Source organism: Staphylococcus chromogenes, from assembly GCF_029024625.1.
Classification (GTDB): domain Bacteria; phylum Bacillota; class Bacilli; order Staphylococcales; family Staphylococcaceae; genus Staphylococcus; species Staphylococcus chromogenes.
In genome coordinates this window covers 507981-527980 of the sequence record NZ_CP118953.1, presented here as the reverse complement: position 1 = coordinate 527980, position 20000 = coordinate 507981, and the positions used below count along the sequence as shown (strand labels likewise).

Here is a 20000-nt window from a genome sequence, read left to right as displayed (position 1 = left end):
TCTAATTTCCATAGTATATTTTAATATGAAGGTCTTGCATATGTTTAGTATCTACTGATAAGCATGTATAATGACGATACAAGACATCATGATAATATTCGTATCAGTTTGACAAACGTATATTTCCTATCATTTGAGTTCATCCTTATCGTCTTAAAACGCACCACAAAAATTTTTATCATTACGAATTGAAAGGTCAAGGGTTCAAAATAATGATTTTAGTCTCGTTTATTATAACATCTATCCTCTTAAGTTTGTTTTTTATTATTAATGTAAAACAAAACTTGAATTTCCGTATCGAATTTTTTTCTATTATTCTTGTACTGCATATGTTTTTAATCGCATTTCAACAATTTACACATATTCACCCGTGGAGTCAATATGTTTTCTCTTTCTGTCTCTATCTTTTCTTTATTTGGAAAATGCGCGATAACATTACCTCTTCAAGCGGTATCAAATTTATGAAAAAAATCAATGGATACACGCTAGCGATTTTAAGTCTATGCGTTGGTACGCATTTCCTAGCGTCACTCATGCCTGGAGGATGGTCACTCCCTTTCTATCTTCTAGGGGCATTGGCACTTTGTTTTGTCTTAACTTGGCCTTTTTACTTGTGGTTTACATTTCTCATTGCACAGCGCCCTCCACAAGTGCCATCCAATAGATTTATTATTTTAGGCGCAGGCATTTTTACTGAGCAAGTGACACCGATGTTAAAATCCCGTCTTGATACAGCTTTATCGCTGGCTAATCAGTCAAAATCCTCTCCTATATTTATCGTTTCTGGCGGGCAAGGGCCTGATGAACCCATTTCAGAAGCTCTAGCGATGCAACGTTACTTGTTGGCACAAGGCGTTCCCAAAAAACAAATCCTTATGGAGGATCAATCGACTAATACGGTCGAAAACATGGCCTATTCAAAGCCGTTTTTTCCTTATCAAAAAGGCGTCTGTGTGACGAGTGAATTTCATATCTTACGTGCGTTGAAAATCGGTCAACAACAAGGCCTCTCACTTGTTGGGTATGGCGCAAGTTCACCTATTGTTTTTCGTGCGCGTTCTTTAATAAGAGATTATTGCGGTTTATTGTTTAAATATGCCTTATTATGGTGGAGCTTCGGTAGTCTAGTAGTATTGATTCGGCTCTTGTATATTTTGTCTTAATTTTCCGAAAATATATGTTCACTGTCATTGATTTTTGTTATACTCTACCCAATCCATCAAAATGGAGGGGATGTAATGAGTAACACTGTTCAAAAGAAATCTTTGATGACGCGATTTTTAAACATTGTCGAGAAAACTGGCAACAAACTACCAGACCCTATCATATTGTTTTTTAGTTTGTGTGTTATTTTAGCTATCGTGACGGCGATTGTTTCTCAATTTGATACCCGCGTGGTTCATCCAGGTACGAAAGAAACAATTTCAGTCAAAAATATTTTAAGTCATGACGGCTTTGTGATGTTTTTAAATGATGCGGTCAAAAACTTTTCAACCTTCCCTGCCCTCGGCATCGTTTTAGCGGTCATGTTAGGGATTGGGGTGGCTGAAAAAAGTGGCTATTTCGATAAACTAATGATTCACGTCGTTTCCATTGCCCCTGAAAAAATTATTTTACCGGTGATTATATTTGTAGGAATGATTGGAAATGTCGCGGGCGATGCAGCGCCTATCGTTTTACCCCCTTTAGTCGCTATGATTTTTATGAAACTCGGCTATCATCCTGTGGCAGGTTTAGCACTGGCATATGCGGCAACCTTAGGGGGCTTTGCAGCGAATATATTCATTGGCATGCAAGATGCACTTGTTTATGCTTTTACAGAACCGGCTGCACATTTAATCGATAAAAATATTAAAATGAATGTTGCAATGAACTGGTATTTCATTGCAGCGAGTACTTTTTTTCTTCTTCCTATTTTGTGGTATGTAACGAAAAAGATTGTTATCCCACATTTAGGGCCGTATGACGCTTCACAAATCGATGATACGGAATCATTTGAAAACACCACTATCACGCCTAAGGAGGCCAAGGCGGTACGTTGGGCCAACATCAGTTTCATCCTTACTTTGGTAGCAATAGCACTTTTAGCATTACCTGAACATAGTTGGTTACGTAATGCTAAAACCGGGAGTCTGATTGAAGATGCGCCGTTAATGAATGGGATTGGTATTATCCTTATTCTTGTCTTTGTCATTCCTGGCCTCGTGTATGGTTTTAAATCAGGTACCATTAAAAGCTCAAAAGATATTGGACAAATGCTTACAGATTCAATGGCTTCAATGGGTAACTTCATCGTGATTGTCTTTTTTGCAGCACAGTTATTAGCATTTTTAACGTGGAGTAATTTAGGAATCTTTATTGCGGTGAAGGGCGCTGAAAGTTTACAAAATCAAAATGGTGTCGTATTAATCTTAGGCCTACTCATTTTAAGTGGTCTGATTAACTTAATAATCGGTAGCGCCTCTGCCAAATGGGCATTACTCGGACCCATTTTTGTACCGATGCTACTTTTATTAGGGTTTCATCCCGCATTTACACAAATGATTTATCGCGTAGGAGATTCAGTAACGAATCCCATCACACCTATGATGCCCTATTTACCTTTATTGCTCACCTATGCGCAAAAGTACGATAAAAATATGAAACTAGGTTCACTTATTTCTAGTCTCATGCCTTACACAATATTCTTATCCATTTTTTGGACGGCTTTCTTACTCATTTGGTATTTTCTAGGCTTACCTGTCGGCCCAGGGGGTCCTATACACAAATAAAAGAAGGACCCATAGGCAAAACGTATCTCTTGTTACGCCTATGGGTCTTTTTCACTATGATTTTGAAACGATATTTCCCTCATCTAAATACAACATACGATCCGCATACTCAAATAAACGTTCATCATGTGTTACCATAATTCCAATCGTTCCTTTTGTTTTCACTTGATTTTTAATCATTTCAACCACTTCTGTAGCACGTTTAGCATCTAAACTTGCCGTCGGTTCATCCGCGAGTAACAATTGCGGTTCATTCATCCAAGCACGCATAATCGCCACTCTCTGTTTTTCCCCTCCTGAAAGCATATGTGGATAGGAAATAAGACGATGACTTAACCCAATATCTTCTAACAATTGTTTGGCCCGTTCTTCTGCTTCTTTTTTTGCCAACCCCGCTTCTTTTCCAACTAAGACGAGTTGATCTTTCACTTTTAAATAAGGTAATAAATGTGAAGATTGAAAAATAAAGCCAATGTTTTTTAAACGTTTCGCCGTTAAGGCTTTAGATGATAATTGACTCATGTCTTCACCATTTAAAATCACTTGTCCTTCTGAAGGTGACAATAATCCGCCAATAATACTTAACAACGTCGATTTTCCCGAACCAGACGCGCCATTCAAAATGATAAATTCTCCAGGCTGTACTTCAAAGTCAATGCCCTTTAAAACTTGTGTTTGTGCCTCACCTTTGCCAAAACTTTTTGTAAGATGTTTCACTTTTAAACTCATTAGTTTCCGCCTCCAATCGCTTCAATCGGATCTATTTTAAGTACACGTACGAGTGATAGCAATGCACCAACGATGGCCACGATAATAAATACAACGACCATTAATCCCATCAATTGTGGTGTTAGGTGAAATGGCATAGTCACAGGCATTAAGGCGGATAATGTCGCAATTAATGCTAAAGCAATGACCACACCAAGTAATGTGACAAATAATATTTGGATTAAAAGTGCACTTAATAAGTGACCTGTTTTAATCCCTATCGCTTTTAAAATACCAATTTCGGATGTTTTTTGAATCGTCATCACATAGAAAAAGGCCGTTAAAACTATCGCTGTGATTACAAATAGACTGACAATCATCATGTTCAGTGGGGCTTGTTCTGCTTGATAACTTGGAATGCCATCAGTTAGCGCTTCTTTGTTGACTACACTGATTCCTTGGATGTCTTTCAATTTTTGTTGGTCCGCATGACTCACATGATTTAAAAAGTACATCGAAGTTGGCGACTTATCCCCCGTCACTCGATTTAAACCTGCATCTGTTACAACTGCCAAATCCGTATGCGCATACATCGCATGATCGAAAAATCCAGTAATTTTGAGTGATTCCTCTTTCCCTTTTATATTAATTTTATCTCCGACTTGAAGACCTTCACCTTCTAATTTGCTATTTAATGCAACTTCATTCTCGTTTTTTGGTAAATGACCTGTTTTTAAAGCAGGTGTTTCACTTTTTTGCATCGAGGCAAATAACAGATCACTATTGGTATTTTTATATTCTGCTGTCGACATGCTCGCTTTAAGTGGCTCAGACTTCACTATTTTTTCAATTTCTTGTTGTTGTTGAGGATTGATATTTGAACGTTGAATTTGTTGATCCGCGTCTTTTTGAATCACAAATTGTTCTGATTTAAATTGATTAATCAATGAAATGTTTTCACGTCCTAATCCTTTCGCTAAACCGGAGATAAACAATACCATACTCGCGAGTAATATCACGATAAAGGTAATGAGTAAATACTTGAATTTATAAAATTTAAGCTCATTCAGTGCGATTTTCATAACATAACTCCCTCTCTTTAATATCGTAATCACAGTATAGAAAGAAAGTATGAACTCAATATGAACTGGTAAAAATAAATTTAAAGCGACCCTATCACGAGCAAAATCTAAGCAATTACTCGCGCGCTTTCAACGATGACCTTCGAATATGGTAAGATGAATAAAAAACGACTGGAAAGGATGAGCAACCGATGTCAGTCACTTGCCTTATTGTCGATGACGACCCTGAAATTCTAGAATATGTCGCATCGCATATTGAAAAAGAAGGTTATCACGCCGTTACTCAACCGAGTGGTGAGGCAGCGGAAGCCTATGTGATGCATCATGACATAGACATTGCCATTGTTGATATCATGATGGACCATATGGATGGGTTCGAATTATGTAAAATATTGAAATATGACTATAATTATCCTGTCATTATGCTTACTGCGCGTGACGCTCTAACCGATAAAGAGCGTGCTTTTTTAGCAGGTACTGATGACTATGTCACCAAACCTTTTGAAGTGGCAGAACTTTTATTCAGAATAAAAGCTGTTTTGCGTCGTTATCAAATTCAAACGCATGTCTATTTACGTTTAGGCAATCTTGAAATTGATCAAAAACAACTTGAAGTCAAAGTGAATAATAGAGGGATGATCCTCCCGAATAAAGAGTTTGCGTTATTAAGTTTACTTGTATCTTATCCACGCCAAGTGTTTGAAAGAGAAACGTTAATTGAAAAAATTTGGGGATTTGATTATGAAGGGGATACGCGTACCGTCGATGTACATGTCAAACGTCTACGCACACGCTTAAAAAAATTAGGCGCGAACGTACATATCGAAACCGTGCGTGGCCTCGGGTATAAGGTGAATGCCGATGCTTAAATCCTTATACTCACGCGTTGCACTATACACGATTACGGTAATGATCATTAGCGCTATAGCCAGTTTTTTACTTAGTAACATTTATTATCATTTTGAGTTAAAAGAAAAAAATGATGCAAAGTTAATGAGGACACTCCAACATGCACATGATTATGATCGCGCTTCTAATGAAAAAGAGTTAGATGCATATTTTCAGCTTTTAGGTCAACTCAACTATCAATTAAAAGTTTATGATACCCATCATCAAAGCCGATTTTACGGTCAGCCGTTTCGTAAGGACAATTTAGATGCTAGGGCCGTAGACCAAGTGTTAATAGGCCAAGATTATCATGGGATTAAAGAGCGTCCTTTTAACCCTGTCATTACCGGTTTTTTTGATAATGAAACGCGTAATACGGTGGGCACCTCGTTTCATACTAAAAATAAAACGTATGCTGTGTTTATGCGTCAAGATGTGGGCCATGCTTTAGGAGAGTTTCGTATCTTCTTATTTGTGTTGTTACTATTGCTTATTTTATTTTCAATGAGTCTTGTCGTTTGGTCTACCTACTTCATCGTAAAACCCGTCAAACAACTCAAATTTGCGACGCAACGTATGATGGATGGGGATTTTAAAACCCCTATCGCCAAAACACGTCAAGATGAAATTGGCGTTCTACAAAGTCATTTTGATTCCATGCGCCTTTCTTTAAAACAGCTTGATGATATGCGCCAACATTTTGTGCAAAATGTCTCACATGAAATTAAAACACCTTTAACACATATTCATCATTTGCTCGGTCAGCTTCAATCTGTATCGTCTAAAACGCAACGTGCGCAATATATCAAACAAATTTATGACGAAACGCATCGTCTCAGTCAACTCACGCGTCAGTTACTCTTATTATCCGAATTAGATAACGATGCGCATTTGACATTTGACGATGACATCAACCTTAAAACCGTCATTTTAGATATTATCCAACATGCCTCATACATGCTAGATTACAAAAATATCGTTTTAATGCATGATCTAATGCCTGTCCACTTAAGAGGTAATGAACGATTAATTATTCAGGCCATTGAAAACATTGTGCGCAATGCCATTAAGTATACAGAAGAGGAAGGAACTATCGAAATTAATTTATTCAAAGATACATTTAATCAAGCCGTCATTACCATCACCGACGATGGACCAGGAATAACTGAAGAAACACAAGCTCATATTTTTGAACGTTTTTATAAATCTTCAGCGCACACAGATAGTAATGGTTTAGGATTGGCCATTACCCAAGATATTATGAAGCACCATCATGGAACGGTCACTGTTCAAAGTCGTCCATCAGAAGGCACGACGTTCACATTAACACTTCCTTTGTTAAAATAATATAAAATAGCCATCCAAATTTATGTTCTGATAAATTTGGATGGCTTTCTCATTGCGCGTGCCGTAAATCACGCTTTCGTATTATTTATGGGAGGTTTAACTTAATAAACTACCTTTTTCATTTAATTTAAGTTGTTGAGAAATTTCATGATTTAAAGATTTGAAAAGTTCTACTTCATTTGTTAACTCTTTTCCAAATGATGGCACCATTTCCTTAATTTTAGGTTCCCATTGCTTGAACTCTTCTTTAAATGCACGTTGCAGAATATCTAGCATGACTGCAACAGCTGTTGATGCACCTGGAGAAGCCCCAAGTAATGCCGCAAGCGTGCCATCTTCAGATGTAATGACTTCAGTTCCAAATTGTAATGTCCCTTTACCTTTATCTTTTGTATCTTTAATCACTTGAACACGTTGACCCGCCACAACAACTTCCCAGTCTTCTTCTTTTGCTTCAGGAACAAACTCACGCAATTCTTCGATACGTTCTGAGTGACTTAACATCAATTGTTGAATAAGATACTTAGTCAAGCCCATTTCTTTAGCACCTGCTGCAAACATCGTGCCTAAATTGTTTGGTTTTACTGACTTGATTAAATCGAAATAAGATCCAGTCTTTAAAAATTTTGGTGAAAAACCAGCGAAAGGTCCAAACAAGAGGGCGCGCTCACCATCAATGTATCTTGTATCTAAATGTGGCACAGACATTGGCGGTGCGCCGACTTTAGCTTTGCCATATACTTTTGCTTTATGTTGGTTCACTATCGACTGATTTTTGCAAACAAGGAATAAGCCACTTACTGGGAAGCCACCGATATGTTTAGACTCTGGAAGATGTGTTTTTTGTAATAATGGTAAGCTTGCACCCCCAGCGCCAATAAAAACAAAACGGGATTCTACAGTGAAGGTTTTATCTTCTTTTAAATCTTTAATTTTGATGCGCCATGAGCCATCTTTATTTTGTTTTAATGTTTGAACTTCGTGCTCATAATATAAAGATCCGCCCTTATTTTTCAGTTGTTGCATTAATTGAGTTGTTAATGCGCCGAAGTTTACATCCGTCCCTGATTCATCACGTGTTGCAGCGACTGGCTCCTCATCTGAGCGACCTTCCATCATTAATGGCACCCATTGTTGTAAGGTGTCTCTGTCTTTAGTGATTTCCATACCACTAAACAGGACATTTTCCTTTAATGCTTTGACGCGAGCGTCTAAAAACGCAACATTTTTATCCCCTGTGACGAAACTCATATGTGGTACTGGACGGATAAAAGCACGTGGATCTTTCAATTTATTTTCTTTAACAAGGTAAGACCAAAATTGTTTAGAAATTTGAAACTGTTCATTGACCTTAATTGCCTTTTTGATATCCATCGTGCCGTCTGGCATTTCATTTGTGTAGTTCAACTCACATAAAGCAGAGTGTCCTGTCCCTGCATTATTCCATACATTTGAACTTTCTTTACCACAACTGTCTAATCTTTCAAATACATTGATGTCCCATTCTGGTTGTAATTCTTTGAATAATACACCTAATGTAGCACTCATAATGCCTCCGCCGATAAGTACTACATCTGTCTTGTTATGTAAATTTTCCACAACAATCCAGTCCCCCTTTTTATCATCATGTTTTGAATCTTAGTCATCATTTGTCCCCTTATGGTTCAAACCTTGTGAATCGCTATATAAAACGCGTTTTCAGCTTAAAAGGCGCATTTGTGTGCTTGCTCGCTTTCACAAAGTGATCCCTATATGGACAAAACGAATGCCCCTATTGTCTTTTTATTTTATCATGCATTAACTTTATTATATACCTATTCTGGTAAATTAAAAAGGCAAGCTTATCTTTATATATCCCTCAATACAATTTAATCGCACTTTATTATCACCTATGAAATTATGCATGCTATAATAAGCTTAAAATATACAAATTGAGGGATGCGTCATGAAGTCTATCACTTTTTTAATGCATAATATTTATGCGGTCGGTGGCACTGTAAAAACAATTACGAATCTAGCGAATCAATTAGTGCGACAAGGTCATAAGGTCACGATTATTTCTATATTCTGCAATAAATCTAAGCCTTATTTTCCTTTAGATGAACGTGTGAAAGTTCAAACGCTTGTCAATTATCAACTTCATCCACGTAACACGATACCGCTTCTCGCCAACCGTATTCGTAAATATACCCCTCTTCTTAAGCCCAAAATTTTAACCCAGCTTGAGCCAGGCTTCGAGCAGTATTCTAGCTATGTTGAGAAAAAAATCATCTCTGCGATTCAACATCACCAAAGTGATATTTTAGTCGGTACGCGTCCTAGTCATAATCTGTTAATTGCCCAATATGCCCATACCTCTCAAAAAACGATTGGGATGGAACATATGAACTTCGATGCGCATTCGGCTGCGCTTAAATTAAAAATTAAAGAAAGCTATGCACGATTAGATGCCGTGACGACATTAACTGAAAGTGATCGACAACGTTATCAATCTTCCGTCAATACCCCTATTTTTGTCGTCTCCAACATGATAGATGAAAAGCGTCTCAAATTAATGAAAGAGAACAAAATTATAGCTGCTGGGCGCTTTGAATACGAAAAGGGGTTTGATTTATTAGTAGATGCCATCTACAACATTCAAGATGAGCTAAGAGATTATGGCTATACGTTAGATATTTACGGAGATGGTAAAGAAAAAGAAGCATTAGCGCAACATATCGGCTACGCCCAATTACAAGATTTAATTTTTCTCAAATCTACGACCGATCAATTAAGTACGAAAATCGCAATGAGTAAAATTACAGTAGTGCCCTCGCGAAATGAAGGTTTCGGCATGACGATTTTAGAAGCGATGAATCAAGGAAGCGTCGTCATCAGTTTTGATGGCAATACTGGTCCTGAGTCGCTCATCACACATCGCCAAAATGGGTTTCTCGTGCCGGCAAAGCGCACCGAAAAACTTGCGCATCAAATACTTGAAGTCATTGAGATGCATCATGCTAGACAAATTGGACCTGTCCTTTCAAATGCTTATAAAACCGTAGAATATTATTCACCAGACCATATTTATCATCAGTTCAAAAAAGTCATTGATTATGTCATGGCATAAATGTTCAAGACGTTATGCTCGCATAACGAAAAAAGGAGTTAAGCAATCCATCATTGCCTAACTCCTTAATTTAATATGACCAGTTCAATTTGACAGAGAGCCAAAAAGGGCTCGGACGAATCATTGTCCGAACCCTTTTTTAATTAGCTAAGGAAGAAAGATAAGATCAGTGTCCAAATACAGAAGAAGACGAGTAAACCTACACTGTATTTAAGTGTCATTTTCAATAATGCTGATTCTTGACCAACCTCTTTAACAGCTGCTGTGGCAATCGCTATAGACTGTGGTGAAATTAATTTCGCAATCGCACCACCCGCTGTGTTAGCCCCTACAAGTAATGCACCACTCGTACCCACTTGCGGTGCTACTGAAGCTTGAATTGGTGCGAACAGAACATTGTTATTCACAACAGAACCTGTCATAAATACCCCAATCCATCCTAAAATAGGTGATAAGAATGGGAAGACGGCACCTGTTTTAGCAATCGCTTGTCCCATTGCACTTGTTAAACCACCGTATGTTGTTAATTTGGCAATTGCCAAAATAAAACAAATTGTAAGAATTGGTAACCATAATTCTTTAAATGCTTCTCCTAATAGAGAGAACGCTTGTTTAAAATTCACTTGTTTTGAAAGTAAAATCGTAATAATACCTGCAATTAATAAGGCCATACCTGTTTGTGCAATGATGTTAAATGTTAACATGACAGGTTGGTTTGTCACATCATTCATTGTGCCAGGAATTGGAAATTGAATGTTTAAGAACGAGAGTGCGCCACCTTCAAGGAATAAACCTTTGAAAGATTTAGAACTCCAAATTAATACTAAAATTGTTAATATGATAAATGGACTCCATGCATATACAATGTCTTTGAAAGCATGTTTTGTCGTTGTATGTTGTTCGTTTTCATTGAGTCTGAAAATGTGTTTCGGTTGGAACTTTTTAGAGAATAAAGCCAACGCACCCATTGCTGCAAGTGGTGGAATAATATCTACGAGTTCAGGTCCTAAAAATTGGTTGAAAATAATTTGCAACGCTACAAATGGAATGACCATGACTAAAATTGCAGGGAGCGTTTCTTTAATGCCTTTAAAACCATCAATAATAAAGACTAATAAGAATGGTGTTACAATACTTAAAATAGGTAATGTTAAGTTTAAGGCTTGAGACACACTTAATGCTGTAATGCCACCAGGTAAATTTAATGTGTCAACAACACCTACTGGTATACCAATCGCACCATAAGCACCTGCAGCACCATTTGCCACTAAACAAAGCATCGCTGCTTGTAATGGTTTGAATCCTAATTGAATTAATAATACGGCACAAATCGCAATCGGCACACCGAAACCAGCAACACCTTCTAAAAATGCGTTGAAGGCAAAACCGATAAGTAATAATTGAATACGTTGGTCTTCGGAAATCGCCGTAATACTATCTTGAATGACAGAAAATTGACCCGTTGCTGTCGTTAACTTATACAACCAAACTGCCATCATTACGATGAAACCGATAGGTAAAATACCTTGATAGAAACCTTCAATAATACCACCAGAGACATTGCCTACTGGAAGTTTAAATATAAATAATGTGATAACGATTGTAACAGCTAATGTTGTAATCGCTGCGTAAATCCCTTTCATTTTAAATAGGGTTAAACATAGTAAAAATAGTATAATGGGGATACTTGCAATTAATGCAGAAATTGCAAGGTTTTGAAATGGATCATAACTGTGAACTAACATCCTAAATCATCTTCCTTTGTTTTATATTTGTGTCATTACTTACTTTTTAATGTGAATTATTTCACATATAGAATATACCATTGCTTTGTACACAATTCAATAGGTTGAAGGCATTTTTTTAGCCCCTTTTTACACTATTTTTACAATTCAATTAATTTAGAATGGAACGTGTAAAAAGTACCTGTAACTTGCTTAATATTTTAGATTGGCAACGTTGAAAATGCCCAATGCTCCCCCTTCTTTTCCTTTAAAACGACACCCTCAAGTATAGAGCGATATGTAAAATTACGAGGAAAGATGAAATATCCTTCCCCGTTGTTAAGATTGTTTCCAATATTATTGACGATATGCAGGATCAATAATACGAGGATTTCCAGATTGATCGACGGTAACAATCATATATGTTCCGGGTTGCGATTGATTTAAAAAGCTAAAAATATAATGATATTTTCCACCTTCGCTTTGAATGGCATAATCATTGTACGGATTTTGTTGTCCATTTAAAGCTGTCACTTCTTTTTGTGCAACATCTAATGAGGTTTGGAAATTCGGAAGTTGTTTTAATGCTTGTTGTTGATTTACAGGATTTTGCGCTAAATTTTGTGCCACAGGAACAACGTTTTGTCCGTGATAAGGCGCCACATAGGATTGACCCTGTTGTGTATTCTCTTGATTTGAAGCGTTAGAATTTGATTGATGTTGTTCTGGGCGATTCATATTTTGATTGTCTTGTGTGGACTGAGGAGAACTGGAGTTGCTTTGCGTTGTTTCTTGGTGACCAGAACTATCAGAAGTTGCTTGATTTTCATCTTCTTGAGATGTCGCCTTTTCATTTGTTGTTTTGTCTTTACTATCCTTAGTTTTTGAATGGTCTTTAGATGGATGTTGTTCCGTTTTAGATGAAGAGGAATCATTTTTCTTTGTCTCATCGTCATCGGTTTGACCACACGCAGCTAGAATCAAAGACAGTGCCATAAAACTTGCTAACCATTTTTTCACAACATTGTGCCTCCTTTATGATAAAAAAATTACTTTCGTTTGTATTATAACATTTTTTTATAAATTTATCTGAAGACTTTTACAATTTAAGTGCCATCGTCCAATCAATGTCTACGTGGTCCCCCATTTTAAACTCGTGTTCCCCTATTTTCGTCAGTCCTTGTTTTTCATAAAATGCGATAGCTGCATGATTTTCACTCCACACTCCTAACCATAAGTAGGTTTTATGGAGTTGTTTTGCGATTTGTTTTACTTGTTCAAACATATATTGGCCTAACTTCATACGTTGAAATGAGGGATATAAATAAATTCTTTGTAGTTCTGCATAATCTACCCCAAAAGGTTCTGTTTGTGCTTCTCCAATATTGATTTTGAAATAACCGGCAATCTCCTCTTGGTACAATACAAAATAAAACACAGATTGTGGGTTTTCCAATTCTTTTAACAATTGTGCGTGCGACATTTCATCTTGATAATAGTCTTGAAATAATTTTTCATCATAATCTTCAGCATAAGTTTCATGAAATGTTTCTATACTGACCCTTCTTAATGTTTCAATCTCATGTGTTTCTACTTTTCTAATTTTAAAATCCATGTTTTCATCCCCTTCATTCTTTTGCCTAACTATATTCGAAAGTAAATTATGTTGCAACATCGTTGTCATACACTATTTTAAATGGTAAAGTGTGAAAGTAAAAATTTGAGAGGGGTTACTTATGACATATTCATTTAAAGCTTATGTATTAAATGAGCAAAACGGAAATATCAAAGGTTCCTTTAAAACATTAACCATGTCTGATTTGCCTGAAGGTGACGTAACGATTCAGGTGCATTATTCAAGTTTAAATTATAAAGATATGTTATCAGTACAAAATGATAACAAAATCATTCGCAATTACCCGATGATTCCGGGTATCGACCTTGCCGGGGTTGTCATTGATTCACATCATCCGTCATTTAAAGAAGGTGATGAAGTCATTGCTACTGGATATGATTTAGGTGTTGCGCATGCGGGTGGATATAGTGAAATCGCACGTGTAAAAGGAGATTGGCTTGTGCCACTTCCAAAAGGACTGACATTAGAAGAAGCGATGATTATCGGTACGGCAGGATTTACTGCAGCCGTTTCGATTCAATTATTAGAAGATAATAAAATCACTTCTGGTGGTGGCCCTGTGCTTGTCCGAGGTGCAACTGGAGGCGTCGGTGCGCTCGCTACAATGATGCTCAATGCGCTAAACTATAAAGTGACCGCAAGCTCAAGTCAAACTGAACAGTATGATTGGCTAAAATCACTCGGTGCACGTGAAGTCATCGACCGTTTAGAAGAAGTTACAGACAAACCGCTTCAATCATCACAATGGCAAGCGATTGTCGATCCAGTAGGGGGGCCTACTGTAGGAGAATGTTTAAAACATGTTTTACCCCATGGTGCGATTGCATTAAGCGGGAATGTAAGTGGTGTAGATTTCCAAAGTTCTGTATTCCCATTCATTTTACGCGGCGTGAAACTATTAGGTGTTGATTCAGTGAATTTCCCAATGAAACGTCGTCTTCTTCTATGGCGCCGCTTAGCTACTGATTTAAAACCACAACAGTTACATGATATAAAAACAGTTGTACCTTTTGAAGAGCTAGAAACACATCTCCAAGCATTAAAAGATAATCAAGTCCATGGTCGTATTGTCATTAAAATGACAACTTAAACCACGTATATTTGCCCTCATCATTGGTTTTCATAACTTATTTTGAGGGCACTTTTAATATCATTTGTGTTTCACTTTTTCATTTCATACATCTAACAAACGAAAGTATTTATTTTTAGCGTTTTCAATTGTCATAAATTCGATAAAATAAAACACTAATTATTCTCATATGTTGGAAAATTATAATTTACGTATTATTGTTGAAAGCGTATACTTATATCCATACTGAATTAATTGGAGGTTACCTGATGAAAATCAATAAAAAGCTTATATTCTTTATTGGAGCTTTAGGCGGATTGCTCTATGGGTATGATATGGGCGTCATTTCAGGGGCGTTATTGTATTTGAAAAATGACATTCCGTTAACACCAAGTATGCAAGGACTCGTGGTTGCTTCAATGTTATTTGGTGCTATTTTTGGTTCCGGATTTAGCGGACCCTTATCAGAAAAATTAGGACGTCGTCGTCTTGTCTTTATAATTTCTATCATTTTTATTGTTGGCACACTCGTCCTCGCTTTAGCACCAACGGTTGAAATCGTTGTTTTAGGTCGTTTCATTATTGGACTCGCTGTTGGGGGTTCAACAGCTATTGTTCCTGTGTATTTATCTGAACTTGCGCCAACCGATGCGCGTGGCTCTTTAAGTTCATTAAACCAACTTATGATTACGATTGGGATTTTATCTTCATACCTCGTCAACTATGCATTATCACCCTTTGAAGCGTGGCGTTGGATGTTAGGTTTAGCTGTCGTCCCTTCTTTAATCTTAATGATAGGTGTTATCTTTATGCCTGAAAGTCCACGTTGGCTTTTAGAAAAACGTGGAGAAAAAGCAGCACGTGATGTGATGAAACTCACATATCCTGATCATGAAATCGATATCGAAATTGCGAACATGAAAAAAATCAGTTCTATTTCAGAAAGCACTTGGGATGTCTTGAAATCACCATGGTTACGTACAACAATTATTATTGGTTCTGTGTTTGCTTTACTTCAACAATTGATTGGAATTAATGCGATTATTCACTATGCACCGACGATTTTCCATAAAGCGGGTCTCGGTGACTCCGCATCTATTTTAAGTACTGTAGGTATCGGTGTAGTGAATGTACTCGTTACAATTGTAGCGATTTTAATCATTGATAAAATTGACCGTAAGAAATTGTTAATGATGGGTAACTTAGGCATGGTCTTCTCATTATTAGCGATGAGTTTACTGATTTGGCTTTTAGGCGTTGATGCTTCCGTATGGATTATCATTGTTTGCTTAGCGTTATTTATCGTGTTCTTTGGCCTTTCTTGGGGTCCAGTATTATGGGTAATGTTACCAGAGTTATTCCCAATGCGTGCACGTGGTGCGGCAACAGGGATTGCAGCACTTGTGTTATCTATCGGAAGTTTACTCGTAGCTTACTTGTTCCCAATTATCAGCAGTGTTTTAAACGTCCAACAAGTCTTCCTCATCTTTGCTGTTATTGGTATTATTGCATTCTTCTTTGTAATGAAGTTTTTACCGGAAACACGCGGTCGCAGCTTAGAACAAATTGAGGCGGATTTACGTGGTCAATCTGCACAAAAATAATTAGACAAAGCATTTGCCTTTCACTTTCGGGTGAAGTAGGCAGATGCTTTTTTAGTCTCTTCATTGATAATTATTCTCATTTATAAGATAATAAAAGCACTATAAGAAATGAGGGAATCATTATGAAAGATGTCACAATTATCGGGGGCGGCCCTGCTGGTTTATATGCCAGTTTTTACGCAGGATTACGTGGAATGGACGTGCAAATCATTGACGCTCAAGAGAAACTAGGCGGAAAAATGCGCTTATACCCCGAAAAAATAATTTGGGATATTGGGGGTGTGGCACCTAAAACATGTGAAGCCATTACACAAGATATTATTGAACAAGGGCTACATTTCAATCCTGAAGTTATTTTAGAAACAAAAGTCACTGATATAAGAAAAATGGCCGAGCATCATTTTGAAGTCGTCACTGAATCTGGGAAAGTTTATACTTCAAAATCTGTCATCATTGCGATTGGTGCTGGGATTATTAAGCCCCAGCGCCTTGAAATTGAACATGCCCATCGATTTGAACTCATGAATTTACACTATGTAGTCCCTCGATATGAGCATTTCAGAGGCAAAAACGTCTTGATTTCTGGAGGAGGCAATACAGCGCTTGATTGGGCAGAAGCACTCGCACCTATTGCGCAATCAGTCACATTGGTCTATCGGCGTAACGACGTCTCCGGTCATGAAGCGACGATGCAAAATTTGAAGTCTTTAAAGGTGAAATGTCATTCGAATATGATGATTACCGACTTAGAAAGCCCATCAAACGCTTCCCATTTGATTGAGAAGGTTACGTTAACGCACCTGTTCACAGGGGAAAAGATAAAAGTCCAAGCTGACGAAGTGATTATTAGCCATGGTTTTGATCGCCAACTCGAGTTATTGAACGAGGCTTCACTCAAAATTAATATGGTAGATCACACTTATATTCAAGGTCACGGCAACTCTAAAACCAATATTGACGGTGTCTTTGCATGTGGCGATATTTTACAACACCCAGCAAAAATTCATCTCATCACAAGTGCCTTTAGTGATGCCGGTCATGCGGCGAATAGCGCTAAAAATTATATTAGCCCACAAGACCCAAAAGAAGGTTATGTGTCTAGCCATAACCCTGTTTTCAAACAGGCTAACAAAGCATTTTTACCTAAATAAAGGAGAGGATTAACAATGTCGGTACAGCTTACCCACCACATTCCAATGCCAGAAGATTATTGCGCTTTACGTAAAGTATGCGGGCTCAGTGAAAAAAGTCTTGAGGCAGCGGTAATAGGTCTACAACACGCTTGGCATACGGTAACGCTTTATGACGATACACAACTCATCGGAATGGGACGTATTATTGGAGATGGCGCCACAGCTTTTCAAATTATCGATATTGCGGTGCATCCCCATTATCAAGGTCACGGTTATGCCAAACAAATCATGCAAGACATCATGAACTATATCGACAACATTAAGCTTCCCGGCACCTATGTTAGCCTCATCGCAGATCATCCAGCTGAAAATTTATACGCACAATTTGGCTTTCGCTTGACTGAACCTCTCTCAAGAGGAATGTCTTATCATTATACATACCATTCTTAAAATTTCATCTACTTTCAAAAAAAGCGTGACACAAACCTCTTGGATAAGAAGTCTGTGCCACGCTTTCTCATGTTTCATCATTATTTTTTCTTCTTTTTTCGTTTTACGAGAGGTTCGCCGTCACGAGGTTCTGTTAAAATCGCTTGTCTTAATAAAAAGAACAACAAAATAAATCCTGCTGTAATTGTGACATGTCCGATGCCTGCAAAACCAGCAAGACTTGGTGATATGGTTTGGTGCGAAACTTGCATAAATCCTTTTGTAAACTGCATGCCTACCGTCACAAGTACCCCGATATTATAAATGATGAAAAACCAATTAAACAGATAATAACTACTGATTTTAAAGAGTTTTTCGATAGGGATTAACATTAAAAACATAAACATTCCTAATGTGAGTAGATGGGTATGCATAACACTCATCTGTGTGTCACCCGTAAAATTGTAATGAACTGTAATTTCACGATACGCAAAACCGCTTAGTAAGCCGAGTGTCGTATAAAACATGAATGTGTACAAAATACGTTTCATTTAGGATTCAACTCCAATCTTATTCACATTCATTATGACGACTCCCCAAAGACGTGTCAATGTCAATTATTTGTCTTTATTTCTAGGTAAATAACGTTTAAATAAGGCTACTAGCGATAAAATTAAGGCTAATATTGAAACGATCCACAGTGCTGGACTAACCGCTTGTGATTGTGCTTTGGTCTCTTCTTCCTGATGATGTGAATGCCCGCTGCCATCACCGCTTCCTTTTTTAACTTCCGTTACGGGAGCCGGATGCTCACTATCCGGATTATCTTCGACCCATTTTACTTGTTTACCATCTTTATATGTTTGAATAGCTTTCCATTTATACTCGCCTTCTTTTTCGGGATTAGCAACCACAATAGGAAAATCGACATGTTCATGCTCTCCAATTCCTTTTCCCGTCGCTTCCCATGTCACTTTTTTAATATTGTCTTTTTTGTCTTTTTTAAAAGAATGTTTAAAACCTGGTACAGGTTCTACACTAGATAAAGAGAGCTCATCTGGGACTTCTAGTTCAAGTTTCGTCGTTGGCACTGAGCGTTCAACTGGAACACGCACGTTATATTCATCATATGATCCCGGTTCACTTTGGTTTGGATTTAACGTCACATGCGCTTCCGCTTGAGAAAATGTCCCTAATAAAATACTCGCAAAAATAGTACTACCAATCATCTTTAAACTTTTCAATTTGTCCACCTCTTCATTTATAAAATCTCAATTTGACTCATCACAACGCCGACAAGAATTAAAAGTATTCCTAATCCGAGTTCAATATAGAGTAATGGCCCATGTATGGATTTTTTATTTTTCATGACTTTAAACGTTTGGAAGCCTCCTAGTGCCATCATCACAAAAGTCACGATAAGTTTTGTGTACCATAAACCACTATACGTCGAGAAATGGCTTAATAAACGTGGTAAAGACGTTAAATCTAACGTCATGAGTAAACCTGTTAAAATAATCGTTGTCACTGCAGTCACGTTGAGTTTAAATAAAATATCTTTCAAAATTAGTACATATGAATGACGATGTCGTGCAAATATGTAAAATACTAAATAGACTAAACTCCCTAACCATAACGCTATTGCAAATAGGTGCAATGAGCGAATAAGAATGGAATATATCGGATACGTTTGCGCCCAAACATGTCCAGAAATCGCCATCGCTATGATGATTAAAATCGGCATCAAATCATACCAAATTTTTTCCATATTCCGTAAAGCGTATAAAATGATGAGTGTCATAAGCGCAACGACTGAAATAATAAATGGAAATTGTTTCCACGTGCCAAAATTAAGCGTCAGAATCTCATTAATCACTTGTTGCGGTAACGTCATTAAATACAAAATTCCTGTGGCTAAGGTCACCATAAATAAAATCCACGTCATCGCACGAGATTTGATGGAATAAGTTGGTAATTCTTGTCTTTCCATGAGACGATTCACAGCATGGAATCCCACAAGTACGAGTAAGAGACTTTGCAAAATAAAACGCATGGCGCCCCACCAAAATGTTGTATCCGTTAAAAGCGAAGAGGTCGGCTCAACTGAAGAGGCCGTCTCATGCCCCACTGAAAAGAGGTAGTGTCCTTTCATATCATGCCCATCTTGTGCCACCGTTTCCCATTCCACAAGATAAGTCCCCTCTTGTAATTCCTCTGTGGAAAACGTAATCACCTTGGAATAGTTTTTTTCATTGGGTTGAATCGCTTTGATTTCTTTTCCTCGATCATTGTACAGCGTTAGATGTGTATAGGTCATATTGACCGGTTCGCTCATTTCAAGTTTGATTTCTTTTGGTGAAGAAGAGACAACGGCTTTTTCTGACGGTTCTGCATGTTCAAGTGATGCATGCGCGGACGCGACATTGAATTGCCCTCCTATCCCAAAAACGAGCATAAACACAAAAAGCAACCCTTTTATGTACATTTGAAAATGCTTCAT

18 protein-coding genes are annotated in these 20000 nt (G+C 37.5%); 9 read left to right on the top strand and 9 right to left on the bottom strand.

Annotation, left to right across the window (positions count from 1 at the left end; genetic code table 11):
* The first annotated feature begins 461 nt into the window (after positions 1–461).
* A complete protein-coding gene (locus tag PYW36_RS02285; RefSeq protein ID WP_169301478.1) occupies positions 462–1163 on the top strand; it encodes a YdcF family protein in 702 nt (233 codons plus the stop codon).
* Positions 1164–1238: 75 nt separating this feature from the next.
* A complete protein-coding gene (locus tag PYW36_RS02280) occupies positions 1239–2771 on the top strand; it encodes an AbgT family transporter (RefSeq protein WP_103159516.1) in 1533 nt (510 codons plus the stop codon).
* A gap of 54 nt (positions 2772–2825) precedes the next feature.
* Here PYW36_RS02280 and PYW36_RS02275 read toward each other — a convergent pair whose 3' ends face one another.
* Together PYW36_RS02275 and PYW36_RS02270 are read right to left on the bottom strand one after the other, a co-directional pair.
* Positions 2826–3500, bottom strand: a complete 675-nt coding sequence (locus PYW36_RS02275; protein ID WP_037575014.1) for an ABC transporter ATP-binding protein — start codon at positions 3498–3500, stop codon at positions 2826–2828.
* On the bottom strand, positions 3500–4561 hold the full coding sequence (locus PYW36_RS02270; protein WP_103159517.1) for an ABC transporter permease: 1062 nt from the start codon (positions 4559–4561) through the stop codon (positions 3500–3502). Before PYW36_RS02270 ends, PYW36_RS02275 begins: the two co-directional genes overlap by 1 nt.
* A gap of 191 nt (positions 4562–4752) precedes the next feature.
* Between PYW36_RS02270 and PYW36_RS02265 the strand changes: the two genes are divergently transcribed.
* Both PYW36_RS02265 and PYW36_RS02260 read left to right on the top strand, forming a co-directional pair.
* Entirely contained in the window at positions 4753–5430 is a 678-nt protein-coding gene (locus PYW36_RS02265; RefSeq protein WP_103159518.1) for a response regulator transcription factor, read from the top strand.
* Positions 5423–6796, top strand: coding sequence for a sensor histidine kinase (locus PYW36_RS02260; RefSeq protein ID WP_103159519.1), 1374 nt, complete (start codon positions 5423–5425; stop codon positions 6794–6796). The genes PYW36_RS02265 and PYW36_RS02260 overlap by 8 nt, the downstream gene beginning before the upstream one ends.
* A gap of 96 nt (positions 6797–6892) precedes the next feature.
* Here the strand turns inward: PYW36_RS02260 and mqo are convergent, their stop codons facing one another.
* Positions 6893–8395 (bottom strand): malate dehydrogenase (quinone), encoded by a 1503-nt coding sequence (mqo, locus tag PYW36_RS02255; RefSeq protein ID WP_103159520.1) that lies wholly within the window; start codon positions 8393–8395, stop codon positions 6893–6895.
* 346 nt (positions 8396–8741) lie between these two features.
* Between mqo and PYW36_RS02250 the strand changes: the two genes are divergently transcribed.
* A complete protein-coding gene (locus PYW36_RS02250) occupies positions 8742–9905 on the top strand; it encodes a glycosyltransferase family 4 protein (protein ID WP_103159521.1) in 1164 nt (387 codons plus the stop codon).
* Between the two features lie 143 nt (positions 9906–10048).
* On the opposite strand, the gene PYW36_RS02245 is transcribed toward PYW36_RS02250, so the two are convergent.
* The 3 genes from PYW36_RS02245 to PYW36_RS02235 form a co-directional block, all read right to left on the bottom strand.
* Entirely contained in the window at positions 10049–11650 is a 1602-nt protein-coding gene (locus PYW36_RS02245; protein WP_103159522.1) for an L-lactate permease, read from the bottom strand.
* A 336-nt stretch (positions 11651–11986) separates the two neighbouring features.
* Positions 11987–12649, bottom strand: coding sequence for a hypothetical protein (locus PYW36_RS02240; RefSeq protein ID WP_103159523.1), 663 nt, complete (start codon positions 12647–12649; stop codon positions 11987–11989).
* A 79-nt stretch (positions 12650–12728) separates the two neighbouring features.
* Positions 12729–13244 (bottom strand): GNAT family N-acetyltransferase, encoded by a 516-nt coding sequence (locus PYW36_RS02235; protein WP_103159524.1) that lies wholly within the window; start codon positions 13242–13244, stop codon positions 12729–12731.
* Positions 13245–13365: 121 nt separating this feature from the next.
* On the opposite strand from PYW36_RS02235, the gene PYW36_RS02230 reads away from it, so the two are divergent.
* The 4 genes from PYW36_RS02230 (at position 13366) to PYW36_RS02215 (ending at position 17521) form a co-directional block, all read left to right on the top strand.
* On the top strand, positions 13366–14355 hold the full coding sequence (locus PYW36_RS02230) for an acrylyl-CoA reductase family protein (RefSeq protein ID WP_103159525.1): 990 nt from the start codon (positions 13366–13368) through the stop codon (positions 14353–14355).
* A 248-nt stretch (positions 14356–14603) separates the two neighbouring features.
* Positions 14604–15938, top strand: a complete 1335-nt coding sequence (glcP, locus tag PYW36_RS02225) for a glucose transporter GlcP (RefSeq protein ID WP_103159526.1) — start codon at positions 14604–14606, stop codon at positions 15936–15938.
* Positions 15939–16060: 122 nt separating this feature from the next.
* The gene (locus PYW36_RS02220) at positions 16061–17089 is read left to right on the top strand and encodes an NAD(P)/FAD-dependent oxidoreductase (RefSeq protein ID WP_103159527.1); all 1029 of its coding nucleotides are present in this window, start codon (positions 16061–16063) and stop codon (positions 17087–17089) included.
* A 15-nt stretch (positions 17090–17104) separates the two neighbouring features.
* Positions 17105–17521: a GNAT family N-acetyltransferase gene (locus tag PYW36_RS02215; protein ID WP_103159528.1), complete on the top strand. Its 417-nt coding sequence runs from the start codon at positions 17105–17107 to the stop codon at positions 17519–17521.
* Positions 17522–17601: 80 nt separating this feature from the next.
* Here the strand turns inward: PYW36_RS02215 and PYW36_RS02210 are convergent, their stop codons facing one another.
* The 3 genes from PYW36_RS02210 to PYW36_RS02200 all read right to left on the bottom strand — a co-directional run bounded on the left by PYW36_RS02210 (position 17602) and on the right by PYW36_RS02200 (position 20000).
* Positions 17602–18051 (bottom strand): DUF2871 domain-containing protein, encoded by a 450-nt coding sequence (locus PYW36_RS02210; protein WP_037575041.1) that lies wholly within the window; start codon positions 18049–18051, stop codon positions 17602–17604.
* A gap of 66 nt (positions 18052–18117) precedes the next feature.
* Positions 18118–18729, bottom strand: coding sequence for a YcnI family protein (locus tag PYW36_RS02205; protein WP_037575261.1), 612 nt, complete (start codon positions 18727–18729; stop codon positions 18118–18120).
* Between the two features lie 32 nt (positions 18730–18761).
* Complete coding sequence (locus tag PYW36_RS02200; RefSeq protein WP_103159529.1) at positions 18762–20000, bottom strand: copper resistance CopC/CopD family protein; 1239 nt, start codon at positions 19998–20000, stop codon at positions 18762–18764.

Excerpts from the sequence above, each read along its gene's own strand:
- glcP (WP_103159526.1), top strand. The coding sequence starts at position 14,604 with ATGAAAATCAATAAAAAGCTTATATTCTTTATTGGAGCTTTAGGCGGA.
- PYW36_RS02235 (WP_103159524.1), bottom strand. The coding sequence starts at position 13,244 with ATGGATTTTAAAATTAGAAAAGTAGAAACACATGAGATTGAAACATTA.
- PYW36_RS02250 (WP_103159521.1), top strand. The coding sequence starts at position 8,742 with ATGAAGTCTATCACTTTTTTAATGCATAATATTTATGCGGTCGGTGGC.
- PYW36_RS02205 (WP_037575261.1), bottom strand. The coding sequence starts at position 18,729 with ATGATTGGTAGTACTATTTTTGCGAGTATTTTATTAGGGACATTTTCT.
- PYW36_RS02280 (WP_103159516.1), top strand. The coding sequence starts at position 1,239 with ATGAGTAACACTGTTCAAAAGAAATCTTTGATGACGCGATTTTTAAAC.
- PYW36_RS02270 (WP_103159517.1), bottom strand. The coding sequence starts at position 4,561 with ATGAAAATCGCACTGAATGAGCTTAAATTTTATAAATTCAAGTATTTA.
- PYW36_RS02265 (WP_103159518.1), top strand. The coding sequence starts at position 4,753 with ATGTCAGTCACTTGCCTTATTGTCGATGACGACCCTGAAATTCTAGAA.
- PYW36_RS02200 (WP_103159529.1), bottom strand. The coding sequence starts at position 20,000 with ATGAAGCATTTTCAAATGTACATAAAAGGGTTGCTTTTTGTGTTTATG.
- PYW36_RS02230 (WP_103159525.1), top strand. The coding sequence starts at position 13,366 with ATGACATATTCATTTAAAGCTTATGTATTAAATGAGCAAAACGGAAAT.
- PYW36_RS02260 (WP_103159519.1), top strand. The coding sequence starts at position 5,423 with ATGCTTAAATCCTTATACTCACGCGTTGCACTATACACGATTACGGTA.
- PYW36_RS02275 (WP_037575014.1), bottom strand. The coding sequence starts at position 3,500 with ATGAGTTTAAAAGTGAAACATCTTACAAAAAGTTTTGGCAAAGGTGAG.
- PYW36_RS02215 (WP_103159528.1), top strand. The coding sequence starts at position 17,105 with ATGTCGGTACAGCTTACCCACCACATTCCAATGCCAGAAGATTATTGC.
- PYW36_RS02220 (WP_103159527.1), top strand. The coding sequence starts at position 16,061 with ATGAAAGATGTCACAATTATCGGGGGCGGCCCTGCTGGTTTATATGCC.
- PYW36_RS02245 (WP_103159522.1), bottom strand. The coding sequence starts at position 11,650 with ATGTTAGTTCACAGTTATGATCCATTTCAAAACCTTGCAATTTCTGCA.
- PYW36_RS02285 (WP_169301478.1), top strand. The coding sequence starts at position 462 with ATGAAAAAAATCAATGGATACACGCTAGCGATTTTAAGTCTATGCGTT.
- PYW36_RS02210 (WP_037575041.1), bottom strand. The coding sequence starts at position 18,051 with ATGAAACGTATTTTGTACACATTCATGTTTTATACGACACTCGGCTTA.